Origin of the sequence: Leclercia adecarboxylata (assembly GCF_006874705.1) — a bacterium.
Taxonomy (GTDB): domain Bacteria; phylum Pseudomonadota; class Gammaproteobacteria; order Enterobacterales; family Enterobacteriaceae; genus Enterobacter; species Enterobacter adecarboxylatus_C.
The window spans coordinates 2,949,015-2,968,273 of sequence record NZ_CP035382.1 but is presented as its reverse complement, the minus strand read 5'-3'; the positions used below and the strand labels follow the sequence as shown (position 1 = coordinate 2,968,273).

The 19,259-nt window shown below is 56.9% G+C and carries 13 protein-coding genes; 6 read left to right on the top strand and 7 right to left on the bottom strand.

Translation table 11 applies throughout. The annotated features are described in order from the left end of the window. Positions 1–74: 74 nt before the first annotated feature. The 3 genes from copA to ybaK all read left to right on the top strand — a co-directional run bounded on the left by copA (position 75) and on the right by ybaK (position 4,125). Complete coding sequence (gene copA / locus ES815_RS15050) at positions 75–2,573, top strand: copper-exporting P-type ATPase CopA (RefSeq protein WP_142488488.1); 2,499 nt, start codon at positions 75–77, stop codon at positions 2,571–2,573. A gap of 77 nt (positions 2,574–2,650) precedes the next feature. After that, positions 2,651–3,445 carry a TraB/GumN family protein gene (locus tag ES815_RS15045; RefSeq protein ID WP_142488487.1) on the top strand — a complete coding sequence of 265 codons (795 nt, stop codon included), beginning with the start codon at positions 2,651–2,653 and terminating at the stop codon, positions 3,443–3,445. A 200-nt stretch (positions 3,446–3,645) separates the two neighbouring features. Beyond that, complete coding sequence (gene ybaK, locus ES815_RS15040; protein ID WP_032616885.1) at positions 3,646–4,125, top strand: Cys-tRNA(Pro)/Cys-tRNA(Cys) deacylase YbaK; 480 nt, start codon at positions 3,646–3,648, stop codon at positions 4,123–4,125. Positions 4,126–4,177: 52 nt separating this feature from the next. On the opposite strand, the gene ygjK is transcribed toward ybaK, so the two are convergent. From ygjK to ebgR, 6 genes are all read right to left on the bottom strand, one after another. Next, the gene (gene ygjK / locus ES815_RS15035; protein ID WP_142488486.1) at positions 4,178–6,523 is read right to left on the bottom strand and encodes an alpha-glucosidase; all 2,346 of its coding nucleotides are present in this window, start codon (positions 6,521–6,523) and stop codon (positions 4,178–4,180) included. A gap of 14 nt (positions 6,524–6,537) precedes the next feature. Then, positions 6,538–7,596, bottom strand: a complete 1,059-nt coding sequence (ygjJ, locus tag ES815_RS15030; protein WP_142488485.1) for a protein YgjJ — start codon at positions 7,594–7,596, stop codon at positions 6,538–6,540. Between the two features lie 38 nt (positions 7,597–7,634). Then, positions 7,635–9,071, bottom strand: coding sequence for an amino acid permease (locus tag ES815_RS15025; protein WP_142488484.1), 1,437 nt, complete (start codon positions 9,069–9,071; stop codon positions 7,635–7,637). A gap of 55 nt (positions 9,072–9,126) precedes the next feature. After that, the gene (locus ES815_RS15020; protein ID WP_142488483.1) at positions 9,127–9,576 is read right to left on the bottom strand and encodes a beta-galactosidase subunit beta; all 450 of its coding nucleotides are present in this window, start codon (positions 9,574–9,576) and stop codon (positions 9,127–9,129) included. Then, positions 9,573–12,656 carry a beta-galactosidase subunit alpha gene (gene ebgA / locus ES815_RS15015; RefSeq protein ID WP_142488482.1) on the bottom strand — a complete coding sequence of 1,028 codons (3,084 nt, stop codon included), beginning with the start codon at positions 12,654–12,656 and terminating at the stop codon, positions 9,573–9,575. The genes ES815_RS15020 and ebgA overlap by 4 nt, the downstream gene beginning before the upstream one ends. Before the next feature lie 144 nt (positions 12,657–12,800). Next, positions 12,801–13,784 (bottom strand): transcriptional regulator EbgR, encoded by a 984-nt coding sequence (ebgR, locus tag ES815_RS15010; RefSeq protein WP_142488481.1) that lies wholly within the window; start codon positions 13,782–13,784, stop codon positions 12,801–12,803. Between the two features lie 137 nt (positions 13,785–13,921). Here ebgR and ES815_RS15005 point away from each other — a divergent pair, with 137 nt between their 5' ends. Beyond that, on the top strand, positions 13,922–14,254 hold the full coding sequence (locus ES815_RS15005; protein WP_142488480.1) for a tRNA-binding protein: 333 nt from the start codon (positions 13,922–13,924) through the stop codon (positions 14,252–14,254). 42 nt (positions 14,255–14,296) lie between these two features. On the opposite strand, the gene ushA is transcribed toward ES815_RS15005, so the two are convergent. After that, positions 14,297–15,949, bottom strand: coding sequence for a bifunctional UDP-sugar hydrolase/5'-nucleotidase UshA (gene ushA / locus ES815_RS15000; RefSeq protein WP_142488479.1), 1,653 nt, complete (start codon positions 15,947–15,949; stop codon positions 14,297–14,299). Between the two features lie 163 nt (positions 15,950–16,112). On the opposite strand from ushA, the gene ES815_RS14995 reads away from it, so the two are divergent. Both ES815_RS14995 and ybaL read left to right on the top strand, forming a co-directional pair. After that, positions 16,113–17,318: an MFS transporter gene (locus ES815_RS14995; RefSeq protein WP_142488478.1), complete on the top strand. Its 1,206-nt coding sequence runs from the start codon at positions 16,113–16,115 to the stop codon at positions 17,316–17,318. A gap of 234 nt (positions 17,319–17,552) precedes the next feature. Then, positions 17,553–19,229 (top strand): YbaL family putative K(+) efflux transporter, encoded by a 1,677-nt coding sequence (gene ybaL / locus ES815_RS14990; protein WP_142488477.1) that lies wholly within the window; start codon positions 17,553–17,555, stop codon positions 19,227–19,229. Positions 19,230–19,259 lie beyond the last annotated feature (30 nt).

The following is a 19,259-nucleotide window of genomic DNA, read 5'->3' as shown; positions in this document are numbered from 1 at the left end:
TTAACCTTCATAACAGTTAGATGAAAGTGTCCCTCCGGTCAATATCTGGCTGGAGATTTATAAGGAGTATTCGTATGTCTCACACCATCGATCTGACACTGGACGGCCTCTCCTGCGGCCACTGTGTCAAACGCGTTAAAGAGAGTCTGGAGCAACGCCCTGACGTTGACACCGCAGAGGTCACCATCGACCACGCCGCCGTTACCGGCAGCGCCAGCGCCGATGCCCTGATCGACACCATCAAACAGGCCGGTTACGGTGCGGCGTTAAGCCACCCAAAGGCTGATCCGCTGACAGCGTCAACAACTCCGTCGGAAGCACTGACAGCGGCCCCCTCTGAGCTTCCGGCAGCTCACGACGGTGATGACAGCCAGCAGCTGTTGATCAACGGCATGAGCTGCGCCAGCTGCGTCACCCGGGTGCAGAACGCTTTGCAGGCCGTTCCGGGTGTGGCACAGGCACGGGTCAACCTGGCGGAACGCACTGCGCTGATCATGGGCAGTGCCTCCGCCGCTGATTTAGTGCAGGCCGTTGAAAAAGCGGGCTACGGTGCAGAGGCGATTGAAGATGACCTCAAACGCCGTGAACGCCAGCAGGAAACGGCCATTGCCACCATGAAACGTTTTCGCTGGCAGGCGATTGTCGCCCTGCTGGTGGGGATCCCGGTGATGGGCTGGGGGATGCTCGGTGACAATATGATGGTCACCGACGATAACCGCACGCTGTGGCTGGCGATTGGCGTTCTCACCCTCGGGGTGATGATCTTCGCCGGCGGCCATTTTTATACCAGCGCATGGAAAAGCCTGAAAAACCGCACCGCCACCATGGACACGCTGGTGGCGCTGGGCACCGGCGCGGCGTGGCTCTACTCGATGAGCGTTAACGTCTGGCCGCAGTGGTTCCCGATGGAAGCACGCCACCTCTATTACGAAGCCAGCGCGATGATTATCGGCCTGATTAACCTCGGCCATATGCTGGAGGCGCGGGCCCGTCAGCGCTCCTCGAAAGCGCTGGAAAGATTGCTCGATTTAACCCCGCCGACCGCTCGGGTAGTGACGGAAAATGGCGAACAAAATGTGCCGCTGGCGGAAGTTCAGGCGGGGATGATCCTGCGTCTGACCACCGGGGATCGCGTCCCGGTGGACGGCGAAATCACTCAGGGCGAAGCCTGGTTTGACGAAGCGATGCTGACCGGTGAGCCGGTGCCGCAGCAGAAAAGCGACGGGGAGAGCGTCCACGCCGGTACGGTGGTGCAGGACGGCAGCGTGCTGTTCCGCGCAAGCCGCACGGGCAGCCACACCACCCTGTCGCGCATCATTCGTATGGTGCGCCAGGCCCAGAGCAGCAAGCCGGAGATCGGCAAGCTGGCGGATAAAATTTCCGCCATCTTCGTGCCGGTCGTGGTCGGGATCGCTCTGTTCAGCGCCGCCATCTGGTACTTCTTTGGTCCCGCACCGCAGATTGTCTACACCCTGGTGATCGCCACCACGGTGCTGATCATCGCCTGTCCGTGCGCCCTGGGGCTGGCGACGCCGATGTCGATTATCTCCGGGGTTGGCCGTGCCGCAGAATCCGGCGTGCTGGTGCGCGACGCGGATGCCCTGCAGCGCGCCAGCACGCTGGACACGCTGGTGTTTGATAAAACCGGGACCCTCACCGAGGGCAAGCCGCAGGTCGTTGCCGTCGGGACCACGGGCGGGATCGGTGAAGCCGAGGCCCTGCGCCTGGCCGCCGCGCTCGAACAGGGCTCCAGTCATCCGCTGGCGCGGGCGATTCTGGAGAAAGCAGATTCTGTCCTGCCTCAGGTGAATAACTTCCGCACCCTGCGCGGGCTGGGGGTCAGCGGGGAGGTCGATGGCCATACGCTGCTGTTGGGCAACCAGGCCCTGCTGGCAGAAAACGGCATTGATACCGGGGCGCTGGATGCGCAGCTGCAGGCGCATGCTGCGCAGGGTGCGACCCCGGTGTTGCTGGCGGTGGATGGCCAGGCCGTGGCGCTGCTTGCCGTTCGCGATCCGCTGCGCGCTGACAGCGTGAGCGCGCTGCAACGCCTGCACCGCGCGGGCTATCGTCTGGTGATGCTTACCGGGGATAACGCCGTCACCGCCCAGGCTATCGCCCGCGAGGCCGGTATAGATGAGGTGATCGCCGGGGTGCTGCCGGATGGCAAAGCGGACGCGATTATCAAACTGCAGGGCCAGGGTCGCCGGGTGGCGATGGTTGGCGACGGCATTAACGACGCTCCGGCGCTGGCCCAGGCGGACGTTGGGATCGCCATGGGCGGCGGCAGCGATGTCGCCATCGAAACGGCGGCCATCACCCTGATGCGCCACAGCCTGATGGGCGTGGCCGACGCGCTCGCTATCTCGAAAGCCACCCTGCGCAACATGAAGCAGAACCTGCTGGGAGCCTTTGTCTATAACGCCTTCGGTATTCCCATCGCCGCCGGGATCCTCTGGCCGCTGACCGGTACGCTGCTCAACCCGGTGGTCGCGGGTGCCGCCATGGCCCTCTCCTCGATTACCGTGGTGAGCAATGCCAACCGCCTGCTGCGCTTTAAACCTAAAGAGTAACGACGTGCATAAGACAAGGACGTCTTGCACCTCCCCTCCCCACGCGCTAGCATGAATTTTTACTTCCTGGAGCGCGTATGAGTCTGTTTCAACGTATAAAAGCATCTTTTCGCGCCCTGTTCCCTCGTCGCTATCGCTGGCCCGGCCTCGATATCTCCCTGCCCGGCGGACAGCATCTGCATCTGGTTGGCAGCATCCATATGGGCACCCGGGATATGTCTCCCCTGCCCGAGGGGCTGATCGCCAGGCTGCACAGCGCCGATGCGCTGGTCGTGGAAGCAGATATCTCCGGGGATGAGTCGCCCTTCTCAGGCCTGGCGATACCGCCTCCGCTGAATGAGCGTCTTAGCGCCACACAGCTGGCCGAGCTGGAGCGGCTTGCCGACGAGCTCGGGTTATCGCTCTCCATGCTTGAGAGCCAGCCGCTATGGCAGATCGCGATGGTGTTGCAGGCCACCCAGGCACAGCGTCTGGGTCTGCGGGGCGATTACGGCATCGATTACCAGCTGTTGAATGCCGCGCGCGCGCGGCAACTGCCTATTATCGAGCTGGAAGGCGCTGCCAGCCAGATTGCCCTGCTGCGCCAGATGCCGAACGACGGGCAACTGCTGCTGGAAGATACTCTGACCCACTGGCATACCAACGCCCGTTTGTTACAGACCATGGTGAGCTGGTGGCTGGATTCGCCTCCTGTCGTCGACAGGCTGGCGCTGCCGGCGACCTTCAGCGAATCGCTGTATGACGTGCTGATGCACGAGCGTAATCAGGCGTGGTGCGAGAAGCTGCACGCGCTGCCTGCGGGACGGTATGTGGTGGCGGTGGGAGCATTACATTTGTACGGCGAGGGAAATTTGCCGTCGTTGCTGAAATAAAAAAGTGGCCAATATTTCTATTGGCCCGTCAAAGAGGAATTTCATCGTTGTTATTATGCCGGAGGAGACCCCCGGTTGAGCCGATTGTCGCTCAAAGTGACCATCACTGCCAACACTATATGCGCAAGATGGTGCTATTTTTTAGCCTCTTCTGAGGCGTATGCTTAGGGCGTTTATTGTCCGGGCCAAGAAGGATTGCTATGACTCCCGCCGTTAAATTACTCGAAAAAAACAAGATTACGTTCCGGATCCATACCTACGACCACGATCCGAGTGAAACCAATTTTGGCGATGAAGTGGTGCGTAAGCTGGGGCTGAATGCCGATCAGGTTTATAAAACGTTGCTGGTCGCGGTCAACGGCGATATGAAGCATCTCGCCGTGGCGGTGACGCCGGTTGCCGGGCAGCTGGATCTCAAGAAGGTGGCGAAGGCGCTGGGCGCTAAAAAAGTGGATATGGCCGACCCGATGGTGGCGCAACGCACGACGGGGTATCTGGTGGGCGGCATCAGCCCGCTGGGGCAGAAAAAGCGCCTGCCGACGCTGATTGATGCACCTTCTCAGGCCTTTGAAACGATCTATATTTCGGGTGGCAAGCGCGGGCTGGATATTGAGCTGGCGGCCAGCGATCTGGCAAAAATGCTGGATGCGCAGTTTGCGGATATTGCGCGCCGGGAGTAAAAAATGCCGGGTGGCGGCTACGCCTTACCCGGCACAGCATACCGCTCCTCCGTTAATGTTTACGGAAAAAGTCGTTATACAACATGTACAGATGCGCTGCGCTCCAGGAGAAGTTGGGGGCGCCTTGCTGCGCGCCGGTCAGCGGATTGTAGTTTTCCTGGATCGGGCCGTCAGAGGTTAACCCCTTTGCGTGCTTAAAGAAGTTTTCAGCCAGCGTTTGTGCCTGCTCCCGGTAGCCATAGCGTTGCATCCCTTTCAGACCAAACCAGAACTGGTCGACCCAGACCCGGCCGCGCCAGTAGATATCCGGGCCAAATGCCGGGTTGGTAAGCGCGGCCGTCCCGAGCGGCACATAAGTGTTGAATTCTTTCGGATCCAGCATCACCTTCACCACGGCATCAGCATGCTCCTGCGTTGCCGCACCGTTAAACAGCGGCGACCAGCCTTCCGGGCCTTTGCCGCGCTCGACGATCGGTTTACCCGCACAGCCATTCTGAAGCGGTTTATCCTCGATGCGAATGTCATAGTAAAAACCGCTTTTCGCGTCGAACATGCAGGTATTGATATAGGTCGCGAGCTTATCCGCCAGTTGGCGGTAGTGGCTGGCCTCCTGCTCTTTCCCCAGCAGGCTCGCCATCTGTGCCAGATAGTGATTGTCGCTGTACATATAGCTCGCCTGGTCGACGGACTCCTGCAGCAGCGAATAGCCCAATAGCCTGCCCTCTTTGTCGCGGTTTTCGGCAAACTTCACCGTCCAGTCGCTGCGTTTGCCGCCCTTTTCGACGTATTTATCCAGCTGGGATTGATCGATAAAACCGAAGACGGCGGCGTCATCACGTCCCGATTCCCACGAGGCTGCAACCTGCGCCGGGATCTCCAGACCGTCGTAATGGCCCTTGTCGACCACACGGGCATAGTTGTTCAGACCGGAAAGCGATTCCTCTTTATCGCCTTTTTTCACCGTGAAAAGCATCTCACCGCTGGCGGTATTATGGGCTTTATCACGCGTCGCGCCGTACTCCGGCACGCCGTTGCCGTTATGGTCGCGGTTGCGTAACCACCAGTCGTGGTAGGCCACCAGTTTAGGGTACATCTCTGCCAGCCAGGCCTTGTCCTGAGTGGTGTTGTACACCTCCATCACTGACCACGCGGCAAGGCTCGGTTTGGTATTGCGCTCGTTCCAGTTGCCGCCGTCCCCGCCGCGCTCCGGGCTCAGGTTCCAGGCGATGAGATCCGGCACAAAGCCGGCATCCTGCGGGCGGACCGGATCGTCGGGTTTGATTTGCCAGGAGAATACCGCGCGAATGTTCTCTTTGGCGATCTCCGGGTTGAAATGCGACATGGCAAAGGCCTGTTTCCAGGTATCCCACGGCCAGGTCTGGTTGCCGGAGAACCAACGTCCGGTGACGGATGGCGTCACCGTGTTATAACGCACCGCGCCGCCCGGTGAGCGCCAGTTGCCGTTCAGCGTTTCGATGGCTTTCACCGCCACGCGGGTTTGCTCTGGCGTCGCGTTTGGGTTGGTTAACCCTTTCTGCAAATAGCCTTCCCAACGCTGCTGCGAGGCCGTCATATAGGCGGCCGGGCGCGCCAGAATATCGCGGATCGGCATCTGCTCCCGCTTCACCTCATCCGCGTTGAGCAGATGGGAATAGGTGGTATACAGCGTGGTGCTGCCGGTAATGTGCGCCCGGCTGGTAAAGCGATGCCCGTCGACGGTGGTGTCGACGGGGATGGATTTATGCACCTGATATTCGGAACTGCCGGAGGTCAGCAGATCCCAGGTGGAACGCACTTTGCCAAAGGTCACTTTCAGGCCGTCACGGGTGGGGACCAGCCTGCGCTGGTAATCCGGATACGCGCCGTCGATAGTTTTATCCGACAGCGGTTTGCCCTCTTTCGCCTCCAGCTTTTCCAGCAGTTCGCCATCCCACACCAGGTCGAGCGGTGTCTTGCTGGTGATACGGGTTTCCAGCAGCGAGGTGCGCGCGGTGGCAAAGCGCAGCGTCATCGCGATCTGGACATCTTTGGCATTTAGCGTCTGCACCAGCGCGCCGGGAATACTGTAGGCCTCAAGGGTAAAATCCACTTTTTTGCCGTTCTGATACACACTCAGGCGATCGAAATTGGTCGCCATAAAGTTGATGTACTCTTCGGTGAGCAGCGCTACGCCGGGAAATCCTCCCTGGGTCTGCGGCCCGTTCGGCAGTAAGTGCCCATGCCAGGCGCCCAAATCGAAAAAGGGATTAAAACGCTGGTGGTCGTCATAGTCGAAATCGTGCATGTACGCCGGGGCACCGGTACGGTTGATGACGTTTTTAAAATCAGCTGTGCTGGCGGCGTGAGCCGAAAAACTGAGCGCCAGCGCGCAGGCCAGTGGTGTAAGGCTGAGTTTCATGGTGGAAGATCCTTTTACCAGTAGACGTATTGCATCAGGAAGATCCGATCGCTCGGGTCGCCGGAGGCATTTTTCATATAGAAGCGGCTGTCGGCAGCGGTAGCAAAACGCCCATCGCCGTACTCGTACCAGATACCGAACTGCATAAACGAGGTCGTTTCATCGGCGGCGTGGTCCGGGCGGTGCTTTGCATAGCTGTAAGCGGTGGAGAGATAGACGCCTTTTAACGCTTCAACCATGGCGCTGACCATATACCCGGTCTCTGTGCCGGAGACGTCCTTGCCGCTGGCCCGGCCGGTGTGATGCCAGGCGCGCGCCGCCAGATTGGGCGACAGAATGCCGGTTAAAAAGAGCTGACCGGTGCCATCCGTGACTTCAAGGCCGTTCATCCAGGTGACGTCTTTGACGATGTCATACTGGATATAGCCGTTGGCCATCGCCGGATAGGTATACTTATCGTCATAGCGATCGTATTTGCCAAAGTGCAGCCAGGCTTTGCTCTCGTCATGGTGCCCCGCAGGCGTGGCGGTGACGCTATAGCGCAGGTTCCCGGAGAGGTTCTGTACTTTCAGCGCATACATAATGTCGCGGGTGTTGGGGATCACATAGCCCAGATCGGGCGTGAAATCCCCCCACCACTGCAGGTCATCGAGGGAGGAGTCCTGACGCAGGCTGAGCATGATCTCGGTGCTGTTATCGGTTTTGTAGCCGCCGTAAAAGCGGTTAAGCCCTCCTTCGAATCCGCCCCAGCTGTGGTCGGGTACCCAGGCGTTTCCCTGATGGTCAGCCTGTACGGTCCAGCCTTCGCCATAAATCAGGCCGAACCAGTGCCCATGCTTCATTTCCAGACCGCTCTCAATATAGGTCCCGTCACTGTATTTATGTTTATCCTGACCTTCTAAATCCATATATCCGCCAACCCCCAGTTCGCCATAAAAACGAAATGACGGAGAGGTGATTTCCGGGGTTCGGGTATCATCATGTTCAGCGGGTCGGGCGTCTTCTGCGGCAAATGCAGGGCAGCAGAAAGAGAGGGCAGCCAGTGTCCCAATTGTTTTCTTTTTAATTTTCATGCACTCATCCCAATGAGAAAATATTCACATCTTCAGTGTTAATGAATATTTGAGGCAGGTGACGCTTCTATTTGCTGTTGTTCTTTTGATAATCCCCTGACGTATTTGCTGTATTTCCACCAGGCAAAGCCGAGGAATAAAACAATGCCACCGACGTTATAGAAAATAATCGTCATAATATTGGCACCGGTAGGGAAAGTTGAAGCCACAAAGCCGATGGCAAAAATCACAATCAGCATCGACACCACCACAATACCCGTGGTGCGTGAGCCCATTTTGAAATCGCGCGGAAGATGATCGAGCTTGCGGCGCAGATTCAGGTAAGCCAGCATGATGAACAGCGGCGGCAGCATTGAGGCAGCGGCGGTCATGTTGATGACGGTGTTCATCAGGTCCTGCGCGGTATTCGATCCCATGGTTGGGATAATCATTAACGGAATGACGATCAAATACTGGATCCACGCCGCCCGCGCCGGGACACCGTTCTCGTTCAGCGCCACGGTTTTTGGCCCAAAAATGCCGCTCGGGATTTCAGAGAAGAAGATTTTGACCGGGGTGGCCGTCCACATCAGCAGGGAGCCGAACATCGCGGTAAAGGAGACCAGGCCGACAAAGCGGTTCATCAGCACTTCCGGCAGGCCAAACCACACCGCCAGACCGTGGAACACCTGCACCGAGCCGCCGGTAAACTTCAGCTCCTTACTGCTGATAAAGACGTTAATCAGCACCGAGGAGATGGAGTAAAGCACGCCGATGAAAATCCCCGCCAGAATGATCACTTTAACGAAGGATTTTGAGCCGCCCTTAACGTCGTTAACGTATACCGCAACGGACTCTGCGCCCCCCGCAGCCATGAATATCCAGGTGGTAATACCGAGGAAGGCCCAGTTGAAGTCAGGGATCATCGCGTCAACGGTAATTGGGTCGGCTGGCTGTACGCCGCCCATGAGCGCGGCACCTGCCAGCAGAATATAGGAGAGGGTCAACAACAGCATGAGCGTAGAGGTCACAGACGTGATCGGCCCCAGCATCTTCGCCCCGTTGGTAGACACCCAGGTCGAGAAGGCAAACAGCACCATGCTCAGTACCGTAGTGGCAAACGGCGTAAGAATGTACTCATATCCCAAAAAGGCGTAAGAGGCGTAGGCAATGACGCGCGGTAATAACGAGGTGAAGAAGAACAGGTTCACGAACCAGTAGGTGTAGGCAGTAATAAACGCCCAGCGCCCACCCAGCGAACTTTTCACCCAGGCGTACACGCCTGCTTCGGAGTTTTTATTCAGGGAGACAAACTCCGCGATAATTAAGCAGAAAGGAATGAAGTAGAACAAGGTGGCTAAAAAGAACATCGGCGCGGAGGCAAGCCCCAGCTCGATATTGTTATTAATCACGTTGTTAAAACTGAATACGGCGGCAAAGGTCAGCGACAGCAGGCCGAATTTGCCGATGGTATTACGCTTAGTGGTTCCAGACATAATATTTCTCCGGGTACGAGGAGGAGAGCGGTGCTTCACTGGCACCGCTGGATTATTATTTGTTATGGAAATAACCGTCTTCGACGGTCACATAGAGGACGACTTTTTTTGGCGGCGTATCACTGATAAAGCGATACGCCTCATGATTCTCACAAATCACGACATGCCCCTCGCGCACCTGTTCGGTATGACCCACACCTTTCAGGTATTCGCGGTCGGTTTCATCGCGGTAGCATTCCACAAGCTGAAGGGCTTCTTTTGCGGCATACTCAATTTTTTGCACGCCCTGCAGGTAGTAATGCACCTCGAAATAGCGGCGGTGACCGACGAACAGCGCGTCGGTGCTGGCATCACGGGTCACGCGGTAGGCCAGCGAATCGCCAATCGAGTGGGCAACACCGGGCTGGATGTGGTCGATATTGTTGATGGCCTCTACGCAGCGCTGCCATTTACGGCCCGCACGGTAAAGCTGCTGGAACTGTTCCAGGCTATCCAGAACGATCATTTTTCTGCCTCGCTGTGTGAATTCATGGAGAAGAAACCGGTGCCGAACCGATGGCGCGCCAGCGTCTGCGCGGCGGTTTGTCCGCCTTCCAGCGGGAGCAGGGTGAAACCGTAGCGGAACGGTCTGAGCCAGACGCGCCAGCTGTCCAGCACTTCGCTTCCCCAGGAATTGGAGCCTAAGCCCAGGACCTGATGGTCGAGATTGAGGGTGATGTCCTCGCACCGCCGCAGTTCGTTGCAGTGCTGTGCGGCGTGAAGGTTCTCAGCCGTGTAGTGCCAGGCGCTGAAGTGAATGGGTTGCTGAGGCACCACCAGCAGGCCGCTGCCGTGGCGGTTGGCAAGCGTTGCCCAGCGCACCTGCTGGCGGTTACCGTTGTTCTGCGGGAACGGGTAGTTTTCAAACATCTCATCCACCGTGGTATGCCACAGGTCTATGGTGCTGGCCTGCTGGCTGTCCGGGTAGTTCTCTCCAGGCCCGCGTCCGTAATAGCTTACCTGGTCAAATTCGCCGTTGATGCCGAGGGTAAAGCCGATGCACGGAATAATGTGCGGGTAATCGCCGTAGCGTTCACCGCTCAGCTCCACGTTGATTTGCCCGTCGGCGGCAATGCGCCAGCGATAGGTGCAGCGCATACCAAAATCAAACACCGGCGGGGCAATCAGGCTGCGGGTCGTGATGATGACCGCATCGTCCTGATGCTCAACCTCGAAACCGCGCAGATGCTCCTGCATGATCTGCAGGTGGTTGGGTTGCCACAGTCCCTCATACTCCTGCTTGTGGTTATCAATCATCGGTTTGAAAAAGTTAATCTTCGGTTCGCGGGTGATGTTTTCCTCACCGTTAACCTGCCAGGAGCAGAGTTTTCCCGTCACTTTTGAGAAGCTGGCGCGGAAGTTATGCCCGGCCACGCTGCAGCTCAGGCGATCCTCTTCCAGCAACAGCGGCGTCGCGTTGGCGTTAATAAACGGCGTGGCGTGAGCCGTACGCGCGTTTAACGGGAACTGATACACCGCGATCTCGTGCCCGGCTTCGCTGTAGCGCGTGCGGCTGTTTTTGCTGATGCGCACGGTCAGGAACGTTTCGCGTTCATCGGGTTCGGGCAGGTCCAGAGGCATGCTGCGCGCACTGTTGGGTGCGAGACCAGTGATATGAAGCGGCTGGCTGTAGCGCGTTTCACCTTCCGCACGCACCTCGACGAGAAGGGTGTAATCATCCAGGCTGGTAAACCAGAGGCGGTTTTCAACGTGCAGCTCGCCCCCCTGCCAGCGCAGTTTGACCGGGGCAATCACCTGTTTGTACTCGCGCAGCCCGGGTCCCGGGGTTTGATCCGAGTAGATCAGCCCGTCGAGGCAGAAGTTATAGTTATTCGGGTAATCACCAAAGTCGCCGCCGTAGGCGTAATACGTATTGCCGCTGGCGTCCGTGGCCTGAATACCGTGGTCGCACCACTCCCAGACGTAGTGACCCTGAATACAGTCGTGGCGATCGAAGACGTTCTGATACTCGGTCAGGCCGCCAGGGCCGTTGCCCATCGCATGGGCGTATTCGCAGATGATGCGTGGCTTAGCGTGGGGATACTCACCGAACAGATTCATCAGCGGCACGCGGGTGTACATGGTAGAGATGATATCCACCACCTCGGCGTCGCGATCTTCTTCGTAGTGCAGCAGGCGCGTGTCATCCAGCGCCTTTGCCGCCCGGGCCATGGCGCGGATATTACAGCCGTAGCCGGACTCGTTGCCAAGCGACCAGATGATGATTGAAGGATGGTTTTTCTGGGCGTGGATATGTCGCTCGATGCGTTCAACGTAAACGGGCTCCCATACCGGATCGTCCGTGATGCGGCTCAGATCGCCGACGTTGGCAAAGCCGTGAGATTCCACATCCGTTTCCGCCATCACGAACAGGCCGTAGAGGTCGCACAGTTCATAGAAGCGCGGATCGTTGGGGTAGTGGGCGGTGCGTACCGAGTTGATGTTGTGCTGCTTCATCAGGATCAGATCGCGCTCGACGCGATCCATCCCCACAGCGCGGCCCTTCTGATGATCGTTATCGTGACGGTTTACGCCGTGCAGCTTCAGGTAGCGGTTGTTGACGTAGAACAGACCGTCGCGCACCTTGATGTCCCGGAAACCGATGCGCTGCGGGATAACTTCCAGCGTCTGCCCGTCCGCGTCTTTTAACGTCATCACCAGATGGTAGAGATAGGGCGATTCGGCAGACCACTGCTGAGGCCGTTTGACCTCAATGCTGAAGGCGGTTTCCGCGCTGCGGGTCACGGTCAGGCTGTCGGTCGTGCCCTGGTGGAGCACCGCCTCGCCATCGTACAGGGCATACTCCAGCGACACGGCTGATGCGTGCGGGGCCAGGTTTTCCAGCTCCAGCTGACAGAAGAGGGTGGCGTCCTGATACGCCTCGTCGAAGGTGGTTTTGAGGGTGAAATCGCGCACGTGAGCGGGATTTTTTCCGACCAGATAAACATCGCGGAAAATGCCGGCCGTCCACCACATGTCCTGATCTTCAATGTAGGTGGAATCCGCCCACTGCATCACCCGCACGCACAGCAGGTTTTGTCCGCTGTGCACCGCATGGCTGATATCAAACTCGGCGGTCAGCCTGCTGCCCTTGCTAAAGCCAATGTACTGACCATTCACATAAACTTCGAAATAGGTTTCGACGCCGTCAAACTTGATGAGGGGCTGCTTATTTTGCCAGGTGTCGGACAGGATGAAGTAGCGCTGATACGCCCCGGTGGGGTTGTCCGCAGGCACCCGGGGAACATCTACCGGGAAGGGGAAGCCTTCGTCGGTGTATTGCAGCTGGCCGTGGCCTTCCATCTGCCACATGGCCGGCACGGTAATATCGTCCCAGCCGGCCATATACTCAGAAGTGAAGCTTTCCGGTACATACAGCGGATGCGTGAAGAAACGAAAATTCCACTGGCCGCTGAGTGATAAAAAGTGGCTACTGGCTTCGCGGGCAAAGGTCCGAGCCTGCGCGACGGTGTCATATGAGAAGAAATACGCACGCGGCGGGAGCCGGTTCTCATGCGTGAGTTGAATATTTTCCCAGCGATTCATGCGATCTCCCTGTAGGGGTAAACATCATTGCTGGGGATTTTAGTAAAAATTTTACTAAATAAAATCAGTAAAGATGATTTGCTTTAACTCGATCACAAATAAAAAAAATGCCGGGCATGCCCGGCAGCGTGTTGAAAGTGGTGATTAGCGGGTAGTACCGCGCAGTTTGAGCACGCTCGGCACGAAGACCTGAAGCGGCAGTGCCCGCCCATCGCGGGATTTTTCCAGCAGCAGGTTAACCCCCTGGCTGCCCATCATTTCCGAGTGGATACGCACGGTAGAGAGCGGCGGGAAGGTGAAGCGGGCGGTCGGGATATCGTTCACGCTGATGAGTGAAATATCCTCGGGGATCGACAGCCCTTTTTCATGTATAGCGCGCAATACGCCGATGGCTATCGAATCAGAGGCGACAAACAGCGCGCCGGGCCAGCTTGCCTGTGTCAGCATGGTTTTTGCCAGTTCATATCCGGATGAGCTGGAAAAACCGCCGCGCCAGATATCCTGCTCTGACACTACCCCTTTCAAACGGCCATACTCCACGAAAGCGGCTTCGCGGATATCGGCTTTGCCGGGCTCATCTTCTCCGCCGATAAAACCAATGCGCTTAACATTCTGATCAATAAAGAAATCAATGATCTGCTTGCTGATGCGCGAGAGGTCAATATCGACGGAATCGTACTGGCTGCCGGGCTCGTGAAAATCGATAAAGCAGACGTTGTCCGTTAAGGCCATCGCGGTACGGCGAATCGCTGAGGAGGGCTTGCCAACGATCAGTACGCCGGTGAGTTTTTTAATCTCAGGCAGGGTGGCATTGGCGTAACAGTTGCTCAGGTCGACGCCCAGCTTTTCACACTGCGTCTCAATGCCGTGGCGGATGGCAAGGTAGTAAGGATCGTTAATCTCCAGCTCTTGCTGGTAGCTATAGAGCGCCAGGATGTGTTGCTGACCCATAGTGGCAGACTGCATTTTGCGGGACGTTGTGCTCTTATATTCCAGCTTTTCAGCAATCTCCAGAATGCGGTGTTTGGTCTCTTCTTTTACGTTCAACGTTGGGTCATCGTTTAAAACCCGGGATACCGTCGCCAGCGAGACGCCAGCCTCCGTCGCGATGTCTTTGAGCGTTGCCATGTTTATCCTTATTCCCCACGTAATAACCCATTGTAAAGGATGAGTCGGGACATGCATCAGTTTTTACTAAATATACTGCCCATTGCTTCCGGCAAATACCGTGCTAGTATTTAGTAAAACTTTACCAAGGAGAGAGAATGGATACGGTAGCTTACGATGACTTTGCAAAGCTGGAGATCCGTGTGGGAACGATCGTGGACGTTAAACGCCACGCTAACGCAGACAAACTCTATATTGCGCAGATTGATGTGGGCGGCAGGACGCTGCAAACCGTCACCAGCCTGGTGCCGTATTACCGGGAAGAGGCGTTGATGGGGAAAACGGTGGTGGTGCTGTGTAATCTGGCGAAAGCGAAGATGCGCGGCGAAACCTCTGAATGCATGTTGCTCTGCGCGGAAACCGATGATGCCAGCGAAAGCGTGTTATTAACGCCGGAGCGGGCGATGGCGGCGGGCGTACGTGTTGTATAAAAAGCCGGGTAAGGCGTAGCCGCTACCCGGCATTAATGGTGGTTACTCCCAGCTCACCTCACCTTTCGGTTCATACGCGTTCACATCCAGCGGAGAGTTCTGCTGGATGTACTGCTTCAGCACCTCGGCGTCGATGAAGCCGGTATTCACGTAGCCCGGTTTATCATCGATATGCGGATAGCCATCGCCACCGGTAGCGTTAAAGCTTAACGTCGCCATCCGGTAGGTTTTAGCCGGATCGACAGGTTCACCTTTGATCTTCAGGTCGTTGAGCACCCCACCCTTCGCCACGAAACTCACATTGGCGAACTGTGGATAGGCGCCAGAGTCAGGCTTCATCTGCGCTACCGCGGTCAGATAGTCCGTCACCTCTTTGCCGCTCATATCGACATACACCAGCACGTTGCCGAACGGCTGTACCTTCAGCACATCTTTATAGGTGATATCACCGCCTTCGATGGAGTCGCGGATCCCGCCGCCGCTCATCACCGCGAAATCGGCATTGGTGCGCGCCATCTGCGCCGCCAGCACCAGATGGCCCATGTTGGTCTGCACGAAGCGCACCTTGCTGCGATCGCCTTCCAGCCTGCCGGAGAGCGTGCCGATCTTCACATCCAGCTGGGCCTTGCCTTTATTCTGGAACGGCGACAGCAGGGAGAGCATCTGCGGGTTTTCCGCAATTTCCGGCGTATAGAGAACACGCTCGCTCTGGCCGTTATCGTAGGTCACCTTCTTCTTCAGGTTGACCGGGATCAGCTGGTAATGCACCAGCTTCATCTCGCCGTTGCGGAACTCGAAATCCGCGCGGCCTACGTATTTACCCCACTCATGGGCCTGCACAATCCAGATCCCGTTCTGCTTGTCCGGTGCGCACGGCGTGCCCGGCACGTAGTCCACCTGCTTTTTATTTTCCGAGGCCATACAGACCGGATCCTGAGAGTGGCCGCCCACAATCATCGCCAGCGAGCCCGCCGGCAGACTGCGCGCCATCTCGACATCGCCCGGGGCGTTCGAGCCGTGGTCGCCATTATCGTAATGCCCCATATGGGTGGTGGCGATAATCACGTCCGGCTTTTCATTCTGCTGTAATTCCTGGATCACCAGCTTCGCTTCGTCGGCCGGTTTACGGAATTCGATATCGGTAAAATATTCCGGGTTGCCAATTTTCGCCGTGTCGTCGGTGGTCAGCCCCACCACGGCAATTTTAATATCCTGGCGTTTGAAAATAGCCCAGGGCTTAAATAAACGCTCCCCGGTACTTTTCTGGTAAATATTGGCGGAGAGGAACGGGAATTTAGCCCACTTCTCCTGCTGGCGTAATACTTCAATAGGATTATCAAACTCGTGGTTACCCACGGCCATCGCATCGTAGCCAATCAAATTCATGCCGCGGAAATCGGGTTCCGCATCCTGTAGATCCGATTCCGGCACGCCGGTATTAATATCGCCGCCGGAGAGCAACAGTACGCTGCCGCCCTTCGCCGCCACCTCTTTGCGGATCCCGTCCACCAGCGTCTTCTGCGCCGAGAGGCCATACTCGCCGTATTCGCTGCGCCAGAAGTGGCCATGATGATCGTTGGTATGCAGGATGGTGATGTTATAGGTTTTATCCTGTTCCCAGGCCTGGGCTGGCAGGCTTAACAGACCGCACGCCGCGATGATTGCCAGCGCGACGCCTCGCTTCATTAACTTCATTTCTTCACTCCCTGATCCATAGACAAAGGCAAAAATTACAGCGAGTAAGCAGAATAGACAACTTTGTTTTCAGAATTGCGACTTTCCTCAAATGTCGGGGAAAGGTATGTTAGTCGGATAATAATTACATCCTGCATTTCCTATAACAATCGACGTGGTATTTATGGCAATCAGTGAATCTACTCCACCGGTGTCGGCTGCTAAGGCTCGCACCTCATTTGGTATTCTCGGCGCAATCAGTCTTTCGCATCTGCTTAACGATATGATCCAGTCGCTTATTCTGGCGATCTATCCGTTATTACAGTCGGAATTCTCTCTTACCTTCGTACAGATCGGCATGATCACCCTCACCTTCCAGCTGGCCTCGTCGCTGCTGCAACCGGTAGTGGGCTACTGGACGGATAAATATCCGATGCCGTGGTCGCTGCCGATTGGCATGTGCTTTACCCTGAGCGGCCTGATCCTGCTGGCGATGGCGGGCAGCTTCGAGGGCGTATTAGTGGCGGCTGCGCTGGTGGGAACCGGCTCGTCGGTCTTCCACCCCGAGTCGTCCCGCGTGGCGCGTATGGCCTCCGGTGGCCGTCACGGGCTGGCGCAGTCGCTGTTCCAGGTGGGCGGTAACTTTGGCAGCTCCCTCGGCCCACTGCTGGCGGCGGTGATTATCGCCCCGTATGGCAAAGGCAACGTGGCCTGGTTTGTGCTCGCCGCGCTGCTGGCGATTGTGGTACTGGCGCAGATCAGCCGCTGGTATGCCGCCCAGCATCAGGTCACTAAGGGTAAACCAAAAGCGCCGGTGATAAATCCCCTGCCGCGTAACAAGGTCATTCTGGCCGTCAGCATCCTGCTGATGCTGATTTTCTCGAAATATTTCTATATGGCGAGCATCAGCAGCTATTACACCTTTTATCTGATGGAAAAATTCGGATTATCGGTACAAAACGCCCAGTTCCACCTCTTCGCCTTCCTGTTTGCGGTGGCCGCAGGGACGTTTATTGGCGGGCCATTGGGCGACAAAATTGGGCGTAAATACGTGATTTGGGGCTCTATCCTCGGCGTAGCGCCTTTCACGCTTATTTTGCCCTATGCAACCCTGTGGTGGACGGGTGTTTTAACCGTGATCATTGGTTTTATCCTCGCTTCGGCGTTTTCGGCCATTCTGGTCTATGCCCAGGAGCTGCTTCCGGGGCGTATCGGCATGGTTTCCGGGCTGTTTTTTGGATTTGCCTTTGGGATGGGCGGCCTTGGCGCAGCCGTGTTAGGGCTGATTGCGGACCATACCAGCATCTTTTTGGTCTACAAAATCTGTGCTTTCCTGCCACTTCTCGGGATGTTGACTATATTCCTGCCTGATAACCGGCATAAAGCCTGATTTATCTGCGGCTAAACTCCAGGTTTGGCCGCAACCTTCCCTACTGCCATAAGCCTTTCTTAGCACAGCCTCTTGAAAATCGCCCTGTTCTGCTTTCGTTTAACCCTTATTGCTGTTTTACGCAAATTTCAATAATTATTCATAAACATAATCATTAAATTTGTCATAAACTATTACTCGGCTTTTTGGTTTCTGGACCAAAAATGGATTAACTCAGCAACGAAAGGAGACGGAATGCATCACGCCACACCGCTTATCACCACCATTGTCGGTGGACTTGTACTCGCATTTATACTCGGCATGCTTGCCAACAAACTTCGCATTTCGCCTCTGGTGGGCTATTTATTAGCTGGCGTGTTAGCCGGTCCTTTTACCCCAGGTTTTGTTGCTGATACTAAACTTGCCCCGGAGCTGGCGGAGCTTGGCGTGATCCTGCTGATGTTCGGTGTTGGTTTGCATTTCTCCCTGAAGGATTTGATGGCGGTAAAGTCGATCGCCATTCCCGGCGCGATCGCCCAGATAGCCGTGGCGACGTTGCTGGGTATGGCGCTTTCAGCGATGCTGGGCTGGCCGCTGATGACCGGTATCGTGTTTGGTCTCTGTCTTTCCACCGCCAGTACCGTGGTGCTGCTGCGCGCGCTTGAAGAGAGACAGCTGATTGACAGCCAGCGAGGGCAGATCGCCATTGGCTGGCTGATTGTTGAAGATCTGGTGATGGTGTTAACTCTGGTGCTGCTGCCTGCGGTCGCCGGAATGCTCGAAAAAGATAACGTCGGCTTTGCCACCCTGGCGCTGGATATGAGTATCACCATCGGTAAAGTGGTGGCCTTTATCGCCATCATGATGCTGGTGGGCCGCCGCCTGGTGCCGTGGATCCTCTCCCGCAGCGCCGCTACCGGCTCCCGCGAGCTGTTTACCCTTGCGGTACTGGCCCTGGCGCTGGGTATCGCCTTTGGCGCCGTTGAGCTGTTCGATGTCTCCTTCGCCCTCGGCGCGTTCTTTGCCGGAATGGTGCTGAACGAATCGGAGCTGAGCCATCGTGCCGCGCACGATACCCTGCCCCTGCGTGATGCCTTTGCGGTGCTGTTCTTCGTCTCCGTGGGGATGCTGTTCGATCCGATGGTGCTGATTGATCAGCCGCTGGCGGTGCTGGGCACCCTGGCGATCATCATCTTTGGTAAGTCGGTTGCCGCGTTCTTCCTGGTGCGCCTGTTCGGCCACTCGCCGCGTACCGCGCTGACTATCGCCGCCAGCCTCGCGCAGATCGGCGAGTTTGCCTTTATCCTGGCCGGGTTAGGCATGGCGCTGGATCTGCTGCCGCAGGCCGGACAAAACCTGGTGCTGGCGGGGGCGATCCTCTCGATTATGCTCAACCCGGTGCTGTTCGCGCTGCTGGAAAAATACCTCGAGAAGACCGAAACCCTCGAAGAGCAGACGCTGGAAGAGGCGACGGAAGAAGAGAAACAGATCCCGGTGGATATCTGCAACCATGCCCTGCTGGTCGGCTTTGGCCGTGTCGGCAGTCTGCTGGGTGAGAAGCTGCTGGCCCAGGGTATTCCGCTGGTGGTGATTGAGACCTCCCGTACCCGCGTGGACGAGCTGCGCGAGCGCGGGATCCGTGCGGTGCTGGGCAATGCGGCGAACGAAGAGATCATGAACCTGGCGCATCTGGACTGCGCGCGCTGGCTGCTGCTGACTATCCCGAATGGTTATGAAGCCGGTGAGATTGTGGTTTCCGCCCGCGAAAAATATCCGCACCTGGAGATTATCGCCCGGGCGCATTACGACGACGAAGTGGAATACATCATGGAGCGTGGCGCAAATCAGGTGGTGATGGGCGAGCGTGAGATTGCCAATACCATGCTGTCGCTGCTGGAGAAACCGCCGGTTGAAGTGGCGGTGACGGGGTAAAAAAAAGCCTGCTGGCGCTTCGCTTAGCAG